Genomic DNA, 21,797 nt, shown 5'->3' with positions numbered 1-21,797 from the left:
GCCACCGGCACAGCATCAAAAAAGCGCCGGTCATGCCGGCGCTTTTTTAGTTGGACAGCACTGAAATGCCGTCAAGCGATGCCCGCCCCTCGCTTAAGCTCGGAGCGTTCGTCGCTGCAATCGGTTCACCGGATCGAGTGCTCCGGCTTCTCCGGACCGCGCCTCACCCACGCCCACGATAGGTCGGTACACCCTGATCCGGCATCCAGACGCCGGCCGGCACATCGCCGGTCTGCCAGAACACGTCGATCGGAATGCCGCCGCGCGGATACCAGTATGCGCCGATCCTCAGCCATTTCGGCTGAAGAAGCTCGACCAGCCGCTTGGCGACATAGATCGAGCAGTCCTCATGGAAAGAGCCGTGATTGCGGAACGAGGTGAGGAACAGTTTCAGCGACTTCGATTCCACCAGCCAGGCATCGGGAATGTAATCGATGACGATATGGGCAAAATCCGGCTGTCCGGTCATCGGGCAGAGCGAGGTAAATTCAGGCGCGGTGAACCGCGTCACGTAATCCATGCCCTGGTTGCTGTTCGGCACGCGCTCCAGAACCGCCTCTTCCGGCGTTTTCGGCGCATCCACCTGTTTTCCGAGCTGCGACAGCCCGCTGACATCCGTCATGCTCATTGTGCTGATCCTTCGATTTCCACCTTCTGGCCATGGGCGCTCTCGCCTTCGGGTTCCACATGGATGGCCAGCGTCGCGCCGGGAATAGCCGCTTTGATCGCATCTTCCAAGCGGTCGCAGATATCATGTGCCTCGCCGACGCTCATCGAGGCCGGCACGACGAGGTGGAAATCGATGAAGGCCGCAGCCCCTGCGCGACGCGATTTCAGATCGTGCACGTCGAGCGCGCCCGCAGAATGCGCCGTGATCGCCTCGCGCACGGCAGCCGCCTCCTCCGGCTCCAGCGCCTTGTCCATCAGCCCGCCGAGCGAGTGGCCGATGACCTTGTAGCCCTGCCAGAGAATGTTGATGGCAACCAGAATGGCAAGCAGAGGATCGAGGATCGCATAGCCGGTGAGAACCGCAAGCACGAGGCCGACGAGAACGCCGGCCGACGTCACCACGTCCGACATGATATGCTGGCCATCCGCCGTCAGCGCCGGCGAACGATGCTCGCGGCCCACCCGGATCAGGATCGTCGCCCAGATCGCGTTGATGACGCCCGCAACGATGTTGATCGCCATGCCGAGTGCCGGCGCTTCCATCACCACCGGCGCCGCAAGCGCGCCCCATGCCTCCTGGATGATCAGAAGCGCCGCCACCACGATCAGCACGCCCTCGACGACCGCCGAGATATATTCCGCCTTGTGGTGGCCGAACTGGTGATCCTCGTCCGCCGGACGCTGTGCATACCGAATGACGAAATAGGCGATGAAGGCCGCCGTCACGTTGACCAGCGATTCCATGCCGTCCGAAAGCAGCGCCACCGAACCGGTGACCCACCATGCGAGCAGCTTGAGTCCCATGACCCCGATCGAAATCGGAATACCCCAGAATGCCAGCCTCTCGACGATCGCCCGCCCGTTCTTGTTTGCCGTGTTCACCGAACTGTCCTTCATTCGCTACGCTGCCTGTGGCGCCTTTTTGCTGGTGAGAATGACTTGCAGAAGTCATGCCCCGAAACGACGAAACCGCCGCTGCGAGGCTCTCGCAGCGGCGGTTTCGGTTGGACCAAGCATATGCCGCAAACACCGCAGGATGTCAAAGCGACAACCGCTTGCGTTTAAAATATAACAAGTTATATAACCTCGCATAAAAAAGGAGAAGCACTTGCCGCAGGATATCGTCCGCGACTTCGGCTACCTGACGCTCGGCACGCGCCTGCGCCGGCTGGGCGAAATGGTGCAGGCCAACACGCAGGTCATCATGCACCAGCATGGACTGGACCTGCCCGCCGCCCACTACCCGTTCCTCGCCGCCATCGACAGAAACGGTCCGCTGACGGTCGGCGAGCTGGCCGAGATCATCGGCATTTCGCAACCGGGCGCCACCCGCACGATCGGTCTTCTGGTCGAGGCAGGGCTGCTGAAGATCGCCATCAATGATGCAGACCAGCGCCGCAAGCAGGTCTCGCTGACGCAAGCCGGCAAGGAGCTCGTCACCTACGCGACGCGCGAAATCTGGCCTGGCGTCGAGGCAGCCGTGACGCAGCTCTGCGCCGATCTCCAGGGCTCGTTCCTCGAACAGGTGGGTGCCGTCGAGGATGGCCTCAAGGCACGCCCGCTGGCCGAGCGTTTTAGACAAGACAGGAAATAGACATGCCCCATATTCTCGATCGCCCCGCCTGGAACGCGCTTGCGACCGTCCACGCGCATCTGGCGGAAGGTTCGCCGCAGGCCAGACGCTATCCGACCACGATCGTGCCCTTCGCCGGCATGGCGGACGAAACGCAGGCGAGCATTGCCGCGCTGACCGATCTCGTTGCCACCGGCGAGACGGCGGCGCTGGTGGAAGCGGGAGAAATCCCGGCCCTTCCCGGCTTCGAATCCCTCATAGACGCGACGCTGGTGCAGATGCTGGCGGAAAAGCCGTTCGATCGGATCGACGATCCGCGCATCGCAAGGCTTTCCGAAAACGATGCCGAAGACATGCTGGCGCTGGCAACGCTCACCAAGCCCGGCCCCTTCACACTCAGAGCGCAGTCGCTCGGCACATTCTGGGGCATCCGCATGGAGGGCCGGCTTGTCGCCATGGGCGGCCAGCGCATGCGCCAGCCGGGCTTTGCCGAACTGAGCGGCCTCTGTGTCCACCCCGACTGCCAAGGCAAGGGCTTTGGAAAACTGATGCTCCGCTTCGTCGCCGGCGAGATTTCGGCGGGCGGCGAGACGGTCTATCTGCATGCCTACAAGCACAATGCCGGTGCGGTGGGCCTCTATCAGTCACTCGGCTTCAAGATCCGCAGCGACATGAATTTCCGAGTGGTGAGGAAAGAGGGCTGAGATCGGGACGGATGTTGCGACAGCCCCTCATCCGCCTGGCGTCATCTACTCCCCGCAAGCGGCGCGGAGGAGCGGTGCCGCAAGGCACCAGTCCCTCTCCGCCGTTGAGCGGAGAAGGTCCCCTCTCCCCGTAACTACGAGGAGAGGGTTAAGGGCGAGAGGCTACATTTGCGCTTCGCGAAGCCGCCTCACGGGCAAGGCCCAACCGCCGTTCAAGCCGCCTTCGTCGCCCGCTTCCTGGCCAGATTGGCAACCACGTTCTCGATCATCCGCATGCCGGCATCGCCGCCGAGCGTCATGATCGATTCCGGATGGAACTGCACGGCAGCGATCGGCTCCTTGGCATGCTCGATCCCCATGATCGTGCCATCCTCGCTTTCCGCCGTGATGATGAAATCGCGGTCGAGCGTTGCCGGATCGGCGAAGATCGAGTGGTAGCGACCGACCGTCACTTCCTTGGCAAGACCGGCAAAGACAATGCCCGGCTCCAGTACCCGGATGCGTGATGGCTTGCCATGCATCGGGATTGCCAGATGCCGCAGCTCGCCGCCGTAAGCCTCGGCCAGCGCCTGCAAGCCAAGGCACACGCCAAAGATCGGCAGGTTCTTCGCCCGCGCCGCCTTGATCGTCGCCTTGCAGTCGAAGTCCTTCGGATTGCCGGGACCTGGCGACAGCACGACGAGATCGGGATCGATCCGGTCGAACACCTCTTCCGGCACCGGGGTGCGCACGGTCGAGACGGTCGCGCCCGTCTGGCGGAAATAGTTGGCAAGCGTGTGGACAAAACTGTCCTCGTGATCGACGAGCAGGATCTTCACCCCCTCGCCGACACGCGCGACATCGCGGGAAACCTTGCCGGCATTGCCGGCGCGTGCGTCACGGATCGCAGAAATCATCGCGGATGCCTTCAGTTCTGTTTCGGCCTCTTCCTCTTCCGGGTTGCTGTCGTTGAGCAGCGTCGCCCCGGCGCGCACCTCGGCAATACCGTCCTTGACGCGGATGGTGCGCAGGGTCAGCCCCGTATTCATGTCGCCATTGAAGCCGACCATGCCGATCGCCCCGCCATACCATGCGCGCGGGCTTCTTTCATTGGCTTCGACGAAGCGCATCGCCCAGAGTTTTGGCGCACCGGTAACGGTGACGGCCCAGGCATGCGACAGGAAGGCATCGAAAGCATCCATGTCAGGCCGCAGACGCCCTTCGATATGGTCGACCGTATGGATAAGCCGCGAATACATCTCGATCTGCCGGCGGCCGATCACCTTCACCGAACCCGGCTCGCAGACGCGGGACTTGTCGTTCCGGTCGACGTCGGAGCACATCGTCAGCTCGGACTCGTCCTTCTTCGAATTCAACAGCTTGAGGATCTGTTCCGAGTCGGAAATCGCATCCTCGCCGCGCTTGATCGTACCGGAAATCGGGCAGGTCTCGATGCGGCGGCCCGATACGCGCACGAACATTTCCGGCGAGGCGCCGATCAGATATTCCTGGTTGCCGAGATTGATGAAGAAGGAATACGGCGAAGGGTTGATCGCCTTCAGCCGGTTGGAAATCTCCGAAGGTTTGCTGTCGCAGCGCTCCATGAACTTCTGGCCGGGCACGACTTCGAACAGGTCGCCACGGCGGAAGCTTTCCTTTGCTCTCGTGACGAGCTGCGCGTATTCGCCCGGTTTGTGATCGCCCTTCGGCGGCGTAACGGTCGTGCGCTGGAACGGATCGGGCGAAATTTCCTGGGCCTTGCCCTCGGTCGTCACGCCATCCTTGGCAAAGTCGTAGCGATCGACCCAGGCCTTGGCCGCATGGTGGTCGACGACGAGGATTTCGTCGGGCAGGAACAGCACCATGTCGCGCTGGTCTTCCGGCCGCTGCATCGACAGCTTGATCGCGTCGAACTGGAAGGCAAGGTCGTAGCCGAAGGCGCCGAACAGACCGATCGCCGAATCCGCATCGGAATAGAAGAGATCGACGATGGCGCGCAGAACGGTAAACACCGTCGGCATCTTCGACCGTTCTTCCTCGGTGAAGACGCGGGACGGCTGGTTGACCGTCAGGTCGAGACGGCGGGCGGTCCGCTCACCGAGCGTCAGATCCTCTACGCCTGCCAGCCGGTCGGCGACGAAACCGAGCAGCACTTCGCCACGACCGTTATAGGCCTCGATCCACACCTTGCGGCCGTTGCAGGTTAGCCCGAGCGGCGGGTCGACGATCGCTGTATCCCAGCGCGTATAGCGGCCCGGATACTCGTAATTGGAAGAGAAGACGGCGCCGCGACGCTCATCCAGCCGGTCGACATAGGAGGAGATCGCCGTTGCATAATCCGCCGGCCGGCGCTTGCGGCTGACGGATATGCCGCCCCTGGTCTCGTAGGTTTCCGAGCCGTCCTCGTGAATGATCGTCGCCATCTGATGCCTGCCTCTTCGAAGTCTCTGCCCATTCAGCGAGGCGGCAACAAAAAAGCCGCCTCGGGTCTCGGGCGGCTTGGTTTAAGTCTTGTCGATGGACATGACTGGTCAAGGCCGCGTCAGCGTGCCCACCACCAGTTACCGTTATTGTTCATCGAAATCGTCATGGGCGGAATTGTTAGCGTGGGTCTCGCGCGCGCGCAAGCAATAAAAACATCCACCATGCATGCGACCAAAACGGCTCCCAAAGCGTTGCCACCCTTGCCGGTGATCCGGCTCGACGGAACAAGGTCGCCGGCGACGCTTAAAGACGGCAAGGAGAGATGAACCTGATGAAACGGTCACCCTATCTGCTGCTGCTAAGCCTCCCCTTCATGCTTGGCGCCGCCATCCCCCCGTCCCGCCCACTGCAGCCACCGCAGGCAGAGGCGCGCCATGTCGTCGAAATCAACGTGATCGACAGGTTTCTGCAGGATACCGGCATTCGCAAACGCCCGACGCAATCGAAGCGCAGCCGCTCCCGAGCACCGGCCGGCGGCGCAATTCCCAGGCCGCCGGCGCTGGCAAGCGTTCCGCTGCCTATCGCAAGGCCCGCTGACGACACGCAGAAAACAGCGCTGGACCAGACAAGCCCCGAGGACGAAAAGCAGGACACAACAATCGGCACGGCGGAGGCCGCTGCGCCGACGGCAAAGCCGGCAGAGACCGGTCAGCCGCAAGCAGGGGAAACATCGCCGCAGGCCGGCGCGACCTCAAAGGCAGTGCCCGCGCCGGAGAGTGAAATTTCCCAGCCAGCGACGCCTGACAAGGCGCCGCCCACGACGCCGAAACCGGCAACGGATAACGACCCGGCTTCGGCGGTGCCGACGCCCACCGAAACGGCCACGCCACCCGTCGTCGAGCAGCCTGCCACCGAAAGCGAACCGGCTCGCCAGTCCGAAGTACCGACGCCTCTTTCCAAACCGGATGCGAACACGGCGGCATCTGGCAGCGCAACGGAACAGTCGAAGGAGCCTGCCGCCGACCGAGATGCTGCAAAAGAGAATGGCGCAAAACAGGATGGCGTAACCGGAACCGAAGCCGCCCAGCCGGATGCGAAGCCTGAAGGCCAAGAGAGCGAAGACCAAAAGGCAGAAGACGAGCCGCCGCCGCCGCTGATCAAGGAGGACCCGCAACAATTGCAGGCCTGCCTCGCCGACCTTAAGGCGATCGGCGCAGAATTCGAGGCGACCGACCCGATCGACGACGGCAACGGTTGCGGCATCGAAAACCCGATCGATGTGCGCAAGGTCTTGCCCGGCGTCGATCTCGGCGGCGCTACCATGCGCTGCGAAACGGCGCTGACGATGGCGCATTGGCTGAAGGAAACAGCACAGCCGGCGCTTTCCATCGCCATGCCCGGCCGCCGGATCACCGGCCTCGTTCCCGGCTCCACCTACCAGTGCCGCCTGAGGAATAGCGCAGCGACCGGCAAGATTTCCGAACATGCCCGCGGCAATGCCTATGACGTCGCGGCCTTCAAGCTCGACAACGGCGAGACGATCGAGATGAAGCCGCGAGAGGAGGATTCGACGCTGGAAGGCGCTTTTCAGCGCACGGCGACCGCCGGCGCCTGCCTGCATTTCACCACCGTCCTGTCACCGGGCAGCGACGCCGCCCATCAGGATCACCTGCACCTCGACATACTGGAACGCGACGGCGGCTATCGCTATTGCCGATAGGCCGTGCCGCGTCATACGTCCCGTCAGCCCGCCGGATTGCTGCTCAGGCTGCTTTCCTGCGTGCCGATCGTCATCGCATTGCCGCGCCATTCGAACGAACCGCCGATCCAGCTGCGCAGCCAGATCGCCGGCAAAAGAAGGTCGCGTACGATCATCGCCGGCAATGTCCAGAAAGACAGCCGCCAGCCCTTGGAAACGGCAAGGACGATTTCAGGCAGATAGATGGCGCAGGCTACCGTCGTCACCACAAGCGGCGTGCTGACACCGAGGGCGAATGCCGCAACCAGCCCGAACAGTAGCGGCGGCATGGCCCCGAGCAGGATTTCCGGCGCAAAGAACATCGGAAACGTCACACGGCGCAGCCGCGCCCAGCGGGCCTGCCGCGACCAGATTTCGCCGAGGCTACGCCGGCCGAGCGGCTGTTCGAAGGGTGCACCGACGAGATGCACCTTCTTTCCATGACGATTGACCAGCTTGGTCGCTGCCGCGTCCTCGGCGATCTCGGCCGCAAGTGCCGCGATACCGCCGGCCGCATCGAGGAACGGCTTGTGCCACAGCATGCTCTTGCCCTGCGCAAAACCGAGGCCGAGCGCCTCGCCGACATACTGCCAGCGCGCCTGCAGCGTATTGAGAAAGGCGCACTCCACCTCTGCCCAGAAACCGTCGGGCCTTGAGCCGATCGGCGTCGAGCAGACGAGACCGGTATCCTTGCGCCATCCGGCCACCAGATTGCCGACGTAATCACGCGGCATCAGCACGTTCGAGTCTGCCAGGATAACCCAGTCATGTCGGGCGGCCTGCCATCCCTTGGCGCAATTATTGAGTTTCGGATTGGCGCTGATCCGATCGTCGCCGATGAGAATGCGTGCGGGAACGGCGGGATACGCCGCCATGACATCACGGATTTTCGCAATGATCGGGTCGTCTTCCACCTGCACGCAGAAAATCAGCTCATACTCGCGCCATTCAAGCTCGAACGCATGGCGAAGCGTGAGTTCGGAATAGGCCTCGATCCCGCGGACCGGAACGACGATCGAAACCGGAAACTGCGTCACCGGCAAGGGGCTGTAGCCGCGTCGATGCGAGAGCCGGCCCATCGCAATCATGATGCTGGTAAGATTGACCGCCAGCAGGGCGAAGGCGAAGGTCGCAAGGAATAGGGCCATCAGAGCTTTCCGACACGGGACGGCCGGGAGACACCATCGTTCCGGCGGCAGCAGTCAGGCCAGAAGATCACCGGCCTGTGACAGCCGGATGACGGCGGACGGCTCGCCACTCATTCCCGCCGTGATAACCACAGCACTTGATCGCCAGACAGGACGGGCCACCGGACGACACAGCCCACAAGACAAATCCAGGCGCTCGCCAACGCAAAGCGCCGGGGCTTGGCGCGCCTATCCTATTGCAGGTCCGCTGCCGGCGCCACGCCGGCAACATCCTCGTCACGCAATGTCACCTCGTATTTCTGCTTGGTATCGAACACCTCGACCCGATCGACGATCACTTCGCCTTGCCGCTCCAGCTCTCGGGTCAGCGCCTCCGCTGAGCGAACGTCCTCCACCAGAATGGTACTGCCGGCTTTCAGGGCGATTTCCAGATATGGCATTGAAGACTTCCTTTCCTCATCGACGATATTGCATGAGGAAAAGTCCCGGCGCACGATTGAGTTCCGGCAATGCCGGTAACGCCACGACAGCTGCGAGCGGAGCGGCGCGCTCAGATACCGCAATTATTGTCGATATCGGCTCGGATCGCCGGACAGGCAGCAATCAGCTTGCCGATGGCGGCCGACGAGCCTGCAAGCGGCAAATGGATCGTCCCCGGCAACCGGTCCATCCCGCCTGGTCCTTCCAGCACCACCGACGTTCCGTCGGAAAGCATATACTCGATCTTCGAGACCGCACCGTCGGCGGCGACCGACATGATCTTGCCGGCCGGCAAGACCATCAGGCCATTCTGCGACCTGAAATCCGAGATCCCGGCCATGCAGACATCGTTCTTGACGGATTGATAGCCCTGCCCGCTGTCGGCAAAGCTATAGCCGGCTGCATGGCCGGACTGGAAGACGATCACCGTCGATGGCTGGCGCACAAGCGACGGCGTTACGCGAATTTCCACACTCTCGCTGCGCGTCGCATCATATCGTGCCTGGCCGCAGGCAAGGCCGATCGTATGCTCGCCGCTCTCGATATGGGCGGTTAATCCGAGCACCGGATGCCGTCCGTACTGCCAGCGCGAGGAGATGGCCGGCACCGCCGCAGCAGATGGCGATGCTGGGCCGACATGCCCCATGCCCCCCGCTCCGGCTCCCGCATCAGGTCCACCACCTTCACTCGCGCCACCTCCGGTACCGGGCGCAACGTCGGCGAAACGCCGGCCGTCCCATCGAACCGCCCCCTCGTCGAAATCGTGTCCGACAAGCTTGATGGACGGTGGCACGCCACCTGTCAGCTCATAGCCGACGCTGAGGATCTCGTAGCTATTCACCAGTCGGCCCTGACGCTGCAGGTAGATGATCACGTCGCAGGCGCGAAAGCCGCAGGTTATGTTGCCACGCAAACCATCACACAGAATGCCGCCGTGATCGAGGATGAGGTCGAGCTGCCCGTCACCGTCGAGATCGGCCCGCTCACCCCACATGTCGCCGAGCGAAGCCCGCTGCCCTTCGCAGGCACGCGCCATCTCCTCAGCGAGCACGGCATTTTCGTTCGTCGCGCCTGTGGTACCGGCTGAGGCGACCGAGGCCCGAGGGATCGATACAACGCACGACACGGCCAATCCAAGCGCCAGCAAAGCCGCGGGCACACGGTCAAACATCGTCGGGATACAGCCCCTCACCGCAATCTCCATCTTCGTCGGAGAAAGCTTAAGCGAGGCCGAGCCTGGCCTCGTCAACCTGGATTAATCTCGGCAGGAAAAATGGCCCGGGCAGCCGCATCAGGAATGCTACCCGGACAAGATTGCGGGAGGCGGCCCTAGAACAGACCTTCGATCTCGCCTTCGTCGTTGAGCATGATCCGCTCGGCCGACGGCGAGCGCGGCAGGCCGGGCATGGTCATGATCTCGCCGGTGATCGCCACGATGAAGCCGGCACCGGCCGACAGGCGCACTTCACGCACATGCACGACATGGCCTTCCGGCGCGCCGCGCAGCGCGGGATCGGTCGAGAAGGAATATTGCGTCTTGGCAATGCAGACCGGCAGCTTGCCGTAACCCTGTTCTTCCCAGGCCTTGAGCTGGTCGCGAACTGCCTTGTCGGCGGTCACTTCGCCGGCATGGTAGATTTTTGACGCGACAGTCTCGATCTTGTCCATCAGCGGCGTGTCGTCACCGTAGAGCGGCTGGAAATGCGCCTGGCCGCTATCGGCAAGCTCGACGACCTTGTGCGCCAGTTCCTCGATACCGGCGGAACCATCCGCCCAGTGGCGGCACAGAATGGCGTCTGCGCCGAGCCTGTCGACATACTCCTTGATCGCGGCGATTTCCGCCCCGGTATCCGAGATGAAGTGGTTGATGGCGACGACGACGGGAACGCCGAACTTGCGTACATTGGCGACATGGCGGCCGAGATTGGCGCAGCCGCGCACCAGCGCCTCGACATTCTCGGCGCCGAGATCCTCCTTCTTCACCCCGCCATTCATCTTCAGCGCCCGGATGGTCGCGACGATGACGGCGGCATCGGGCTTCAGCCCCGCCTGGCGGCACTTGATGTCAAAGAACTTTTCAGCGCCGAGATCGGCACCGAAGCCGGCCTCTGTGACGACGTAATCGCCAAGCTTCAAGGCCGCCTTGGTGGCGATCACCGAATTGCAGCCATGCGCGATATTGGCGAACGGCCCACCGTGCACGAGCGCCGGATTGTTTTCCAGCGTCTGCACCAGGTTCGGCTGCATCGCGTCCTTCAAGAGCACCGCCATCGCCTTGTCGGCTTTCAGATCACGTGCATAGACCGGCGAACGGTCGGTGCGGTAGCCGATGACGATTTCGCCCAGACGCCGTTCGAGATCCTCGAGGTTTTCCGCCAGGCACAGGATCGCCATGACTTCGGACGCGACCGTGATGTCGAAGCCGCCCTCGCGCGGAAAACCGTTCTTGGCGCCGCCGAGCGACATGACGACCTGGCGCAGCGCCCGGTCGTTCATGTCCATCACCCGCCGCCAGGTGATGCGGCGGATATCGATGTCGAGTTCGTTGCCCCAATAGACGTGGTTGTCGATCATGGCCGACAGAAGATTGTGGGCCGAGGTGATCGCGTGGAAATCGCCGGTGAAATGGAGGTTGATATCCTCCATCGGCACGACCTGCGCATAGCCGCCACCGGCCGCACCGCCCTTGACGCCGAAGCAGGGGCCGAGCGACGGCTCGCGCACGCAGATGACCGCCTTCTTGCCGATCCGGTTGAGGCCGTCGCCGAGACCGACCGTCGTTGTCGTCTTCCCCTCGCCGGCCGGCGTCGGGTTGATGGCGGTGACGAGGATCAGCTTGCCGTCCTTGCGGTCGGCAAGCGAAGCTATGAAACCGGCGCCGATCTTGGCCTTGTCATGACCGTAGGGAATGAGGTCTTCCGCCGCCATCCCGAGCTTGGCACCGATCGCAACGATCTGCTCCTTGCGCGCCGCTCGGGCAATCTCGATATCCGATTTCACGTCAGCCATGGGGGTATCCTTGTGTCTCGCTGCCCGTTGAGGGCTTTTGCGGACACCGATAGCGAACATGGCGCCCGGAGAGAATAGGCAGTCGCGATCTTCTTGCGATCCCCACAAGGAAAGGGCAGCGCAGTTTCCCGCGCCGCCCTCCCGGAGCGTCCCCCGCCCCTATGCTTTATTAGAAACGCTGAGTGAGCGAGACTTTGAAATAGCGGCCAGCCTCGGAGAAGAGATCGGTAGCTCCAGACATCTCTTTTACTTCGAGTGCATCGAAATAGGTTTTATCGAAGACGTTGTAGACGCCGGCCTGGATGCGCAGACCTTTGGTCTGTTCAGGCTCCCAATAACCGGCCCAGTTCACGACACCATAGCCGGCCGGCTTGAAGGCTGCGTCGGAATCTTCCCTGACCGCAGCCGAGGCGACCAGATCAAGATTGGTGCCCCACGTGTCCTGCTCATATCCGATGCCAATTATACCCTTCAGCGGGGCCACCGACCCCAATGTCTGGCCGCTGTCGAGATCCTCGCCATAGGCATAGGCAAGCGACGCATGTGCATTGAAGCCGTTTGCAAAGCGCTTTTGCACACGCGCTTCGACGCCAGAAATCCTTACCCTATCAATATTGATGGGCCGAATGACCATATCGCCAATTATGGGGGAGCCGGTAGTCTCGGAACCTATAAAGTCCTTATAGCGCGTGGAAAACGCGGTAATCCGACCGCCGAAGTCCTGATCACCGAGATTGGCGCCAAATTCAAAGCCGTAGCTGCTCTCAGGATCCAGATCAGGATTGCCGATCTGCTGATAGCGCGTGCTGACGTAAGTCAGGTAAAGCTGATCTACGTTCGGCGCCTTAAAAGCCGTTGAGAACTGAGCAAACAGCTCGACCTCTGGGTTAATCTGCCATGCGGCACGCAATTTGGGCGAAAGCTGCCAATCGCTTTGACCGTCGGGCAACCCAGAGTAGCCGTCTGCATCTTCATAACCTGCGGACGCAGTCGGGTCGAACTTGTACCAGTCGAAACGAACGCCCGGCGTAAGAGAGAACCCACTCTCGCCGAACTCAATTCTATCCTCGACAAAAAGGCCAAGCTTATAGCCGCTCACGTCAGGCGAATTCGACTGATTGACGTGATAGTTAGAGCAGGTGGCGATATAATCGGGATCGGTTGCGTTCTCGTCGCAGCTGTCGATGCCAGTGGTGAACTGGTCGGTCTTGCTGAACTGGAAATTGCCACCGAATGTCAGGCGATGCTGCAAATTACCGGTTTCGAATGACGAATTGGCATAAGCCGAAAACCCGTAGTCATTCTCTTTATTGTCTGTGAAGCGACCATAGTCTCCAACGGGGATTGTAATACGATCCTGCATCGTTCCGTAAAGGCGCTGCACACGCTGCCAATAAAGCGTTGCAGTCACATTATCGATAAGCGAGTCGGCTGCGATCGCGTCATATCGATAGTCAAGCGAAACACGGTCACGTTGCCGATCCTCGGTCCCTTTGGTGCTGCCCGGAACATACGAAGCACTGGCATTCGAGAACACATTGATGTCAGTGTCCGTCTTGTAATGCTCCGCCGTAATACCGAGACTATGGCCGCCCTCCAGCTGCTGACGCAGCTTTAGCATAAGGTTACGCGTGCGGTAATCTTCGGGATCCGCCTTGGTACGGGTCGCGCCATAACCGCCCACTTCGCCGCCATTTTCGGTTTCGTTACCTCTCGTGTAACTGCCTTGGAACAGAACGGACGTATTTTCGATCCGTTTCGCAACGGCAGCCGAGCCGCCGACCGAACGATCCTTGCCGTCATAGGTACCTTTGACGATGCCGCCCCAGTCTTTTTCGGCGCTAATCAGATCTTCGGGCTCCAGCGTACGCAAGACGACTGCACCACCAAGCGCACCAGAACCTGCTCGGCTGGAATCTGAGCCTCTCAGAATATCGACTGCCGACAAAGCATTGAAATCGAACGTATTTGCGCCACCTGTAGCGCCCCAGATACTATCCGACATGAAAGGCAGCGGGATGCCGTCGATGGTCGTCAGAATGCGGTCCTCTTCAAGACCACGAATGTTGACACTGTTCGATGAGCCGACCCAATTCACGCCTGGCTCAACCGTATTGCCGAGATCGTCTAGGTCACGAATATCCCGCTGAAGTATCGTCTCCTGCGTCGTTACGGTCGCCAGAGGCGTGTCCGAAACGCTCCCCGCCGGAGCGCGAGCGCTCTTCCCCTTCAACACGATCGGCTGAAGCGCCGTGTCATCCTGCTCGGTCGCCGTCGCCTGCTGGGCTGACGCTTCCGCGGTAAATCCGAGCAAAGCAAGTGCGGTGCATGTAGTAAGGATCGATCGAAAACGCCGGCTACGCATGGCTGTCCTTTCAGGAGGGCGTGCGAAAACGACCGGCGCACCTAAGCATACCGGGAGAAGACGGCGCCCAATTCAATTCTGGCTAAAATATGGCGGGCGGCAGAAAACTGCCTTATTCATGCCAGTAGAAAACATGAGTTCTTTTGTCAATTATTTGAACATGATTATTTGAATCATATTTTTGAGAGCATGCCTCGGTGACAATTCTGCAACAAATACCCGACGCCTATTGCAGTGCACAAAGCTGTAAATTATGGGAAACTAACAATTAGGACACCTGGAGAAGACATGAAATCGCTGGAATTGCTCGTCGAGAAGATCATCCTCTCAAGCCGCTGGCTTCTGGTCGTCTTCTACATGGGCCTCGTCGCAGCCCTTGGCCTTTATGCGCTCTCCTTCGCCTTCAAGTTCTGGAAGATCGCCAAAGAGGTATTCACGCTCGGCGAGGCGGAGATGATCCTTGCCATGCTCGGCCTTATCGATGCAGCGCTTGTGGCAAGCCTGATCGTCATGGTGATGATTTCCGGATACGAGAATTTCGTCAGCCGCTTTGACGAGACGGAAGCGGATGTTTCCTTCCTTGGCAAGCTCGATGCCGGCAGCCTAAAGATCAAGGTCGCCTCGTCGATCGTCGCGATCTCCTCCATTCACCTTCTGCAGATCTTCCTCAATGCAAACCAGTACACCGACGCAAAGCTGATGTGGTACACGATCATCCACCTCGCCTTCGTCGTCTCCGCCGTCATGCTCGGCTGGCTGGAACGCATCATGGCCGCCACCAAGGCCGACAAGGACGAGGCGAAGTACGAAGCCAAGCTCTGACGCCATTATTGCAAAAGATGAAGCACAGGTCCGGCCGTGCGGTGAGCGGCTGGACCGTCAGACAATGACTGCACAAGCGGAGATCGTCGAAGACCCGCGCCACAGGACTGTCCGGATGGCGAACGACGATCAACGCTACACCTTGCTGGCCCGGCCACTATAGCGCCATCATCCGCGCACCCGGCGGGTCCGACGTCTCTTCACCGGCTCGCTCGCCGCACCTGAACGGCTTACCGCCCCGCCCTGTTTGCAGCGCCGCACGGCGATGATCCGCTCATCGCCCCTCCCTTGAATAAACCCGTCTCTTATTCTCTCGCAAACCCGCTGATTCCACCGCAGCTGCACAGCCGTGGTCAGCGCTGCCACCCGAATTCGGCCAAATCCCAATTCAGGGCGGATCTCCACGGCTTCGGCATTTGCCCATAAGCCACTGAAATACAACAATTAAGATGATCATCTATCATAAAAATAGATGATTTCCCCTTGCGAAAGTGATTTTTAATTGGCTAAAAACAGGAATTAGTATATTTATTTACAATAACATAGCCTCCCGGACCCGCCACCCTGATGATTACTCTCGAACGGCAGTCTGTGCTGAGTAGCGAGATATCCGCCGCCAAGTCTCAGGAAGGTCTTTTTCTGGCTCTGGGGCGGGTAACTCACGAATTCAGCCTGCAACACGTAACATTACTGTCGCTGAACAATCCCGATGAGGAACTCCTCTCGCGAATGGTTGTAAAGTCGAGCATTCCGGATAGTTTCTTTGCCGAATTCGACCGGCGAAGACTGCTCGGTCGTTGTCCGTTGAACGATATCATGGCGCAGTCGAAATTGCCCTATTGCTGGTCGGTCAACGATGCATCTCATCCAAAGCATCTGGAAATAGACAGCCAGACGGCCGAGCTGCAACGCCGTCACGGGCTCATCACCACCGTGGCGATGACGCTTTATTCGCGCGAGGCGGAACGCTTCATCATGCGCTTCGACGGCACCCGCCCCCGACTGACCCAGGTCGAGCTCAATGAACTCGGCATGATCACGCTTCACGCCTTCGACGTGCTGGAGCGGATCAGGCGAAACCAGCAGAAGAAATCGCCTTCGCCACTGACCAGTCGCGAGCTCGAGGTCGTTCGCTGGACGGCGCAGGGCAAGACGTCCGCCGAAATCGGCAAGATTCTTACTCTGTCGGACCACACCGTCAACGCCTACATGACCACTGCCATCAAGAAGCTCGATTGCGTCAACCGAACGCAATTGGTAGCCAAGGCCCTGCGGCTGAGGCTGATCGCCTGAGCGCGCTTGATCGCACGCGGGGCTTAAGGACGACCGGAATTGACATCCTGGATTGAACATTCGCGCAAGCCCTATACCGCCCAGCACCGGGCGATCGGCCTGCATGACACGGAAGTGCTGGAGCTGATCGCTTCGTTTCGTCTATGCGGTTACTGGCGTTTCGATCTGGATACGGGCCACCTCTTCGGCACGCCTGACTTCACCCACATATTCGGCATGGCGCCCACCGAAGGGCCGCTCAACGTCGTGGAGCTGAGCGCCACCATCCACCCGGACGACCTGTCGGTGATGATGGAGACGTTCGAACGCGCCAGCGCCGCGCGCCTGACCTACCACAATCTCTACAGGGTGCGTATGACGGCCGGTTCCTACAAGTTCGTCCGCAGCGTCGGCAAGTTCAGGACCGGCACCGCCGGTCAGGGAGAGGTCATCGGCATGACCTACGAACTGTTCGACCAGGAGAGCACGACGATCGGCTTCATCCCGGAAGGCGACCTGCACGCGCTGCCGCCGGAAGCAGCCACCTAAAGCGTGTCACGATCTTTCAGATTCGATCTGCACGCTTTAGCCTTTTGTTTCTACGCGTGTCTTTAGCTCGAAACCGGCAACCACTTTCGAGCGACACGCTCAAGCGTAATTCCAGTAAAGGTTTGAAGCGGCCTTACGTTGGCAATTGTACGAGCCCCAAGGGACAAGGCGTCGCCTGCGATCCAGAGACCGCAGGCGATGTGCCGGAATTAACGATCGAGTACCGAGCGGATTTCCACCAGGTTGGAACGTATCCGCAGCGTGTAAAAGCCCATCACGGCGAGATGCGTCGGCATGATCCAGCCGTCTTCGGCCCCGTTGGAGATGATCGCCGGCTGAATGCGCAGTGCCGAGCGCATCTGTCCCAGCGTATCGGTCCACAGCGTCGCCAGGTTCCGCTCGCGGATGACCTGCGAAAAATCGGCTCCGGCACCGGACAGAATGGCGTAATAACCATAGATCTGACCATAGGCGAACCAGAACCGGTCGTCGGCGCGCGTATCGAACCAGCCGCCATTATAGTTTTCCGAACGCTCGCGCAGGATCGCCGAAGTGCCGCCGAGATCGTTGGCAACGCGGTCGAGGAACTGCACGAGATTGTCGGCGCGGCTGTCGAACATTGCGGTACAATTGCCGAGTTCGACATTGAATGCCCGCAGGTTGGAGATCGCCTCGCGGTAATAGCTCGGCGTCGGCGTCTTCGGACCGAAGGGGTTCAGGCCGAAATACCAGGAATACTCGTCGAACTGCAGGTTGCTGCGCGCGTCCTGCAGGTTGGAATTGATGCCCGATGTGCCGCGCACGCGCGCCAGCGTATCGACCAGTTCCACTGTGGTGCGGCGCACCGCCTGGTTTACGCCGCGCTGGAACGAGGCCTTGTTGTCGAGGAACGGCGTGTTGTCCCAGTCGAGACCGAACAGGCCGAGCCTGTAGACAAGCATGGAGGAAATCCAGGCATTCTGGTTGACATTGACGTCGGTCAGGTCGGCCGCCGCATCGGCGATTGCCGATGTCTGGCACTGGCGCGGCGGCGTTACCGCCACACCGGACGGGCCGGAGGCCTGCGCCTGCGCCGCAACGCCCGGCACAGGCAATTCCGCCCCGGCCGGCATGTTGCGCTCGGTCCAGCGATAGGTATCGACGAAATTCGGATCGAAACCGCGCCAGACCTGCGTCTGCCAGATGAAATAGCCGTAAAGGCCGATGATAACCACGGCGATGACCGCGACCGGCCCTTTAACCAGAAGACGTCGGCCGGCATACCAGCTGCCGCCCGCCCGCAGCGGCCAGACCAGCCAGGCGATCAGAAGCCGCAGCCCGCGCCCGATGGCAGCCGCCACGCCTCGAAAAAATCCGCTGATCTGGTCGAGCATCAAGTTCTCCTGAAAATCCGATCGGTCACCGCTCAGATATGGCGCCGCAGCCGCAAGTACAACGGCCACAGGCATTTAACCGGCAAAATCGCAGCATCCTTGAGGTCGCAGTCGGTCAACGCAGCCGCACCCGCCCAGCTTTGCCCTGCCTTGCAACACCGTCCGGCCTTGCCGCTAGCGGGCCGCCTGGCCATTGCCGAACCGCGCGGCAAACCCCTGTTCAGCTCTCTGCCGGCTTGCCGCCAGCAGGCCGCCCGGCAAAAGTCCGTCCTCCAGCCGGCGAATGGCATCGGTGAAATGCGGATAGGCATCGGCGACAAGCGCATGCGCCTCCCGATCGCGGTGGAAGCTCAAAAGCACGGCGTAGAGATCGAGCAGATATTCCACATCGAAGCGCAGCTTTTGGATGAGCAGCGTCAGGTCTCGCACGGCCGTATTCAGCGCTTCGACCACGCGCCCGGCCGCTGCAAGCATGGCAGGCTGCGCAGGCGGCCTCAAGCCTACCGACGATCCGCCGTCCTTCGGTGCCGGAAGTGGGCCGCTTTCGCCACGCCACAGGATGGAAAGCGCCGTCTCGGCCTCCCGTCGCTGCGCAATGACGCCGAGCCGCTGCCCGTCAATCAGCCCGGCAAGACGATCCGCCCGCCCGAGCGTCAGGCGCAGCCGCTCCGTACCGATCGCACGCGCAGCCCTCTCCTCTATACGACGGCGCATCGTCGTCTTCGAAACCCGGCCGATCAACCGGTCCAGCGCAAGCGGTACTTCCCTATTGTCGAAGGCACGTTTTTCGGCATCAACCACGTCGGCGATTTCGGCAACCGGCAGCGCAATCCGTCCATGGGCGCCGCCAAGCGCCTCCAGGTAGGCACCGACGCCTTCATCGAGCGCCGCGGCAATCTCCGGGTCAGCGTCATCGGACGAAAGCATGGCGGCGTCGAGCGCTGCGACCAGCGCCTGTCCGGCGGCCGCAAGCGCCCTGAAATCCTCGTCGGCGTGAACGGCCGCGTCTTCGAAGGAATTGGAAAGATCCGCGCTCACCGCAAGTGCTCCCGTTGATCCGCCGATCGGCAAACAGAATAGGGCCGCTGCGCGATTCGTGCGACAGCGGCCCGGCAATGACTAGGTGATAAAAAGGTCTTTGTCTAAAAAAGCGCTCGCCTCAGAGGCCGAGCTTGGCAATTTCCGCGTCGAGCCGATCCTTGGCCTTCTTCGGCATTTTCGCCGCCTTGACGGCGTCGATGTTGGCCGGCGCGTCACCGACGACGATCAGCGCCACCATGCCCATGCCGAAATGCGGCGTGCACTTGAAGACATAGGCACCGGCCTGGTCGAGGGTGATGGTCAGGTCCTGGCCCATCTTGCCCCGCATGGCGGCAACGCCTTCGGGGATAAGGCCGGGCTGGGACTGTGCGTCATGCCCCTTGTCGGTGGCGACGAACTTGATCGTATCGCCTGGCGCAGCCTTGACCGCCGCAGGTTCGAAAACCATGATCTCGCCGTCTGTGCCCTTGTTGAGCATCTTGATCTCGATCTCGGCAGCCATTGTCGGCAGCGCCATCAGCGCCAGCCCCGCGGCCAGAGTAAAGGTTTTCAGCGTGCTGCTCTTGCGCATTGAATTCTCCTGAAGGTGTCCTCGCGTCACCGCGATGCCAGCGTTTTACCCACATGGCGGCATCACGCTTTGACAAGGGTCAATTGGAGAAGTCGATTGAAAAAAACGTGACTGTTCAGTGACAGCGCATCTTGTCTTCCCAGTGGCGACGGCAGAGCGACACGTAGCGCTCGTTACCGCCGACCTCGACCTGCGCCCCCTCGCGGATCACCTCGCCGTCGGCACCGACGCGCACGACCATCGTCGCCTTGCGTCCACAATGGCAGATGGTGCGCACTTCACGCAGTTCGTCGGCAACGGCCAGCAGTTCATGCGAGCCGGGAAAAAGCTTACCCTGGAAATCGGTCCGCAGACCGTAAGCCATGACCGGAATACCGATACGGTCACATACCCGTGCCAGCTGCCAGACCTGATCGGTCGACAGGAACTGCGATTCATCGATGAAGACGCAGGCGATCGGCTCCTGCGCATGCATGCCGGAGATCGCCGTAAACAGATCATCGCCATGCCCGAAGGGAATGGCATCCGAAGACAGGCCGATCCGCGACGCCACACGTCCCTTGCCGGCGCGTTCATCCAGCGCGGCGATGAAAATCGCCGTGCGCATGCCGCGTTCGCGGTAATTGTAGGATGCCTGCAGCAGCATGGTGGACTTGCCTGCATTCATCGTCGCGTAGTGGAAATAGAGTTTGGCCATGACAGGCGTTTTCTTATCCGCAGCTGACCGGCGGAAGACATGCCGGGCGATAACCACAGATTTTTGACGGACCAAGACGGCGCAACACGCCCCCGTTCACCTCAACCGAGGCGATCGAGGACGAAATCGACCCGCTCCACGACCGTCGTTTTCGGCAGCAGAACGACCTCGTAGCCAAGCGCCGGATAGACCGCCGCCAGCCGTTCATATTCCGCAAGCGCCGCCTCGATACCATGGCGGCGATCGGCGTCGGCGCGGTAGATCTGCGGCCATGGCGGCGTCAGGAAAACCGTTCGATTATAGGGATGGCGCGCGTTCAACCGTTCGACGAGAGCTTCGCCGGTCGCCTGTTCGAGGGCGACGGCGGCATCGATCAGACTGCGGTCGAAGAAGGTCCAGCCGGCGTTGCCTGCCGCAACGTCCCGGTCGGCGATCGCCATGTCTATCGCCCGTCGTGCGAAAGCTGCGAGATCCACCCACGGCAACGCACGGCCCTCGCCTTCATGCTCCTGAGAAACGATCCGCCGGCCCGGCTCCGCGACCACGGCAAATCCGCGCGCTGCCAGTTCGGCGAGCAGGGTCGACTTGCCGCCGCCCGAACAGCCTGAAATCACGACGAAACGGTTCATACCCACTCCTCTTGACCAACGGCCGCCCGACCTGCCAGCCGCTCCAAACCGGAAAACAAATGCATAGTATTGCACGTTTATGAATGATGATGCACAATCACCACGCCAACACTATCGTCCCGCACTCCTGCGCCACATGAAGTTCGGGATCTATCAGATTCAAAAGATTGCAAAACATGCGCATCGCCCATGCAGCCCTCTGGACCAGAGACCTTGATGAAGCAGCCGCATTCTGGCAGCGCTATTTCGGCGCCAGCATTGGACAGGCCTATCACAGCAGACGGCGCGAGGGGTTTGTCTCCCGCTTCGTCAGTCTTCCTGACGGCCCGGACCAGATCGAACTGATGACCGGTCCCTGGATCGGCGGCGCGGAAGACGGCGATCGTGCGGGATGGGACCATATCGCCGTGTCGCTCGGCAGCCGCGAGGCGGTTGACGCGCTCGCGGCGCAGTGCAGCCAGGACGGCTGCCTCGCCTCGGGACCGCGCATGACCGGCGACGGTTTCTACGAGGCGGTCATCCTGATGCCCGACGGAACGCCGGTGGAAATCACCAGCTGAAGCCATCCCAGCAAAAGCGGGAACCGATCTTGCGTCCGGAATTGCGGAAGATCAGAAAGCTGGAGCATTGTCGCCATTCAGTGATCGATGGTAATCCTCTGGAAGCGAGCCTCAGCGGTGAGCGACGGCAGGAAAGCCTGCCGCCGATTGCTCTCTCACACCACGGATGCGGATGCCATGCCGTGGCGGCAGCG

General features: G+C 61.1%; 21 protein-coding genes. 8 read left to right on the top strand and 13 right to left on the bottom strand.

Annotation, left to right across the window (positions count from 1 at the left end):
- Nucleotides 1–163: 163 nt before the first annotated feature.
- On the bottom strand, nucleotides 164–628 hold the full coding sequence (gene queF / locus AC0JZ4_RS11835; RefSeq protein ID WP_471886574.1) for a preQ(1) synthase: 465 nt from the start codon (nucleotides 626–628) through the stop codon (nucleotides 164–166).
- Nucleotides 625–1,551 (bottom strand): cation diffusion facilitator family transporter, encoded by a 927-nt coding sequence (locus AC0JZ4_RS11830; RefSeq protein WP_471886573.1) that lies wholly within the window; start codon nucleotides 1,549–1,551, stop codon nucleotides 625–627. The genes queF and AC0JZ4_RS11830 overlap by 4 nt, the downstream gene beginning before the upstream one ends.
- Before the next feature lie 226 nt (nucleotides 1,552–1,777).
- On the opposite strand from AC0JZ4_RS11830, the gene AC0JZ4_RS11825 reads away from it, so the two are divergent.
- Nucleotides 1,778–2,263: a MarR family winged helix-turn-helix transcriptional regulator gene (locus tag AC0JZ4_RS11825; protein ID WP_471886572.1), complete on the top strand. Its 486-nt coding sequence runs from the start codon at nucleotides 1,778–1,780 to the stop codon at nucleotides 2,261–2,263.
- Between the two features lie 2 nt (nucleotides 2,264–2,265).
- Nucleotides 2,266–2,946, top strand: coding sequence for a GNAT family N-acetyltransferase (locus tag AC0JZ4_RS11820; RefSeq protein WP_471886571.1), 681 nt, complete (start codon nucleotides 2,266–2,268; stop codon nucleotides 2,944–2,946).
- Nucleotides 2,947–3,158: 212 nt separating this feature from the next.
- Here the strand turns inward: AC0JZ4_RS11820 and AC0JZ4_RS11815 are convergent, their stop codons facing one another.
- Complete coding sequence (locus AC0JZ4_RS11815) at nucleotides 3,159–5,348, bottom strand: anthranilate synthase (protein ID WP_471886570.1); 2,190 nt, start codon at nucleotides 5,346–5,348, stop codon at nucleotides 3,159–3,161.
- Here AC0JZ4_RS11815 and AC0JZ4_RS11810 point away from each other — a divergent pair.
- A complete protein-coding gene (locus AC0JZ4_RS11810) occupies nucleotides 5,331–5,675 on the top strand; it encodes a hypothetical protein (protein WP_471886569.1) in 345 nt (114 codons plus the stop codon). The two genes, AC0JZ4_RS11815 and AC0JZ4_RS11810, sit on opposite strands and share 18 nt — an antisense overlap.
- 5 nt (nucleotides 5,676–5,680) lie before the next feature.
- A complete protein-coding gene (locus AC0JZ4_RS11805) occupies nucleotides 5,681–7,069 on the top strand; it encodes an extensin-like domain-containing protein (protein ID WP_471886568.1) in 1,389 nt (462 codons plus the stop codon).
- Between the two features lie 23 nt (nucleotides 7,070–7,092).
- Here the strand turns inward: AC0JZ4_RS11805 and AC0JZ4_RS11800 are convergent, their stop codons facing one another.
- The 5 genes from AC0JZ4_RS11800 to AC0JZ4_RS11780 all read right to left on the bottom strand — a co-directional run bounded on the left by AC0JZ4_RS11800 (nucleotide 7,093) and on the right by AC0JZ4_RS11780 (nucleotide 14,089).
- On the bottom strand, nucleotides 7,093–8,235 hold the full coding sequence (locus AC0JZ4_RS11800; RefSeq protein WP_471886567.1) for a glycosyltransferase: 1,143 nt from the start codon (nucleotides 8,233–8,235) through the stop codon (nucleotides 7,093–7,095).
- A 233-nt stretch (nucleotides 8,236–8,468) separates the two neighbouring features.
- Complete coding sequence (locus AC0JZ4_RS11795; protein ID WP_471886566.1) at nucleotides 8,469–8,675, bottom strand: hypothetical protein; 207 nt, start codon at nucleotides 8,673–8,675, stop codon at nucleotides 8,469–8,471.
- A gap of 110 nt (nucleotides 8,676–8,785) precedes the next feature.
- Complete coding sequence (locus tag AC0JZ4_RS11790) at nucleotides 8,786–9,766, bottom strand: hypothetical protein (protein ID WP_471886565.1); 981 nt, start codon at nucleotides 9,764–9,766, stop codon at nucleotides 8,786–8,788.
- A 278-nt stretch (nucleotides 9,767–10,044) separates the two neighbouring features.
- On the bottom strand, nucleotides 10,045–11,724 hold the full coding sequence (locus AC0JZ4_RS11785) for a formate--tetrahydrofolate ligase (RefSeq protein WP_471886564.1): 1,680 nt from the start codon (nucleotides 11,722–11,724) through the stop codon (nucleotides 10,045–10,047).
- Between the two features lie 169 nt (nucleotides 11,725–11,893).
- The gene (locus tag AC0JZ4_RS11780; protein ID WP_471886563.1) at nucleotides 11,894–14,089 is read right to left on the bottom strand and encodes a TonB-dependent hemoglobin/transferrin/lactoferrin family receptor; all 2,196 of its coding nucleotides are present in this window, start codon (nucleotides 14,087–14,089) and stop codon (nucleotides 11,894–11,896) included.
- A gap of 288 nt (nucleotides 14,090–14,377) precedes the next feature.
- On the opposite strand from AC0JZ4_RS11780, the gene AC0JZ4_RS11775 reads away from it, so the two are divergent.
- The 3 genes from AC0JZ4_RS11775 (at nucleotide 14,378) to AC0JZ4_RS11765 (ending at nucleotide 16,732) form a co-directional block, all read left to right on the top strand.
- Complete coding sequence (locus AC0JZ4_RS11775) at nucleotides 14,378–14,911, top strand: TIGR00645 family protein (RefSeq protein ID WP_471886562.1); 534 nt, start codon at nucleotides 14,378–14,380, stop codon at nucleotides 14,909–14,911.
- 567 nt (nucleotides 14,912–15,478) lie between these two features.
- Entirely contained in the window at nucleotides 15,479–16,204 is a 726-nt protein-coding gene (locus AC0JZ4_RS11770; RefSeq protein WP_471886561.1) for a helix-turn-helix transcriptional regulator, read from the top strand.
- A gap of 39 nt (nucleotides 16,205–16,243) precedes the next feature.
- On the top strand, nucleotides 16,244–16,732 hold the full coding sequence (locus tag AC0JZ4_RS11765) for a PAS domain-containing protein (RefSeq protein WP_471886560.1): 489 nt from the start codon (nucleotides 16,244–16,246) through the stop codon (nucleotides 16,730–16,732).
- Nucleotides 16,733–16,941: 209 nt separating this feature from the next.
- On the opposite strand, the gene AC0JZ4_RS11760 is transcribed toward AC0JZ4_RS11765, so the two are convergent.
- The 5 genes from AC0JZ4_RS11760 to AC0JZ4_RS11740 all read right to left on the bottom strand — a co-directional run bounded on the left by AC0JZ4_RS11760 (nucleotide 16,942) and on the right by AC0JZ4_RS11740 (nucleotide 21,043).
- Nucleotides 16,942–18,105, bottom strand: a complete 1,164-nt coding sequence (locus AC0JZ4_RS11760) for a DUF2333 family protein (protein WP_471886559.1) — start codon at nucleotides 18,103–18,105, stop codon at nucleotides 16,942–16,944.
- A 174-nt stretch (nucleotides 18,106–18,279) separates the two neighbouring features.
- Nucleotides 18,280–19,143, bottom strand: a complete 864-nt coding sequence (locus tag AC0JZ4_RS11755; RefSeq protein WP_471886558.1) for a hypothetical protein — start codon at nucleotides 19,141–19,143, stop codon at nucleotides 18,280–18,282.
- 121 nt (nucleotides 19,144–19,264) lie between these two features.
- The gene (locus AC0JZ4_RS11750; RefSeq protein WP_471886557.1) at nucleotides 19,265–19,717 is read right to left on the bottom strand and encodes a pseudoazurin; all 453 of its coding nucleotides are present in this window, start codon (nucleotides 19,715–19,717) and stop codon (nucleotides 19,265–19,267) included.
- Between the two features lie 115 nt (nucleotides 19,718–19,832).
- Nucleotides 19,833–20,414: a thymidine kinase gene (locus tag AC0JZ4_RS11745; protein WP_471886556.1), complete on the bottom strand. Its 582-nt coding sequence runs from the start codon at nucleotides 20,412–20,414 to the stop codon at nucleotides 19,833–19,835.
- 101 nt (nucleotides 20,415–20,515) lie between these two features.
- Nucleotides 20,516–21,043, bottom strand: coding sequence for an AAA family ATPase (locus AC0JZ4_RS11740; RefSeq protein WP_471886555.1), 528 nt, complete (start codon nucleotides 21,041–21,043; stop codon nucleotides 20,516–20,518).
- Nucleotides 21,044–21,219: 176 nt separating this feature from the next.
- On the opposite strand from AC0JZ4_RS11740, the gene AC0JZ4_RS11735 reads away from it, so the two are divergent.
- A complete protein-coding gene (locus AC0JZ4_RS11735; protein ID WP_471886554.1) occupies nucleotides 21,220–21,603 on the top strand; it encodes a VOC family protein in 384 nt (127 codons plus the stop codon).
- Nucleotides 21,604–21,797: the final 194 nt, after the last annotated feature.

The organism is [Rhizobium] kunmingense, from assembly GCF_977018605.1.
Note: the sequence above shows the minus strand (reverse complement) of the source record. Positions and strands in the feature narration are given on the sequence as shown.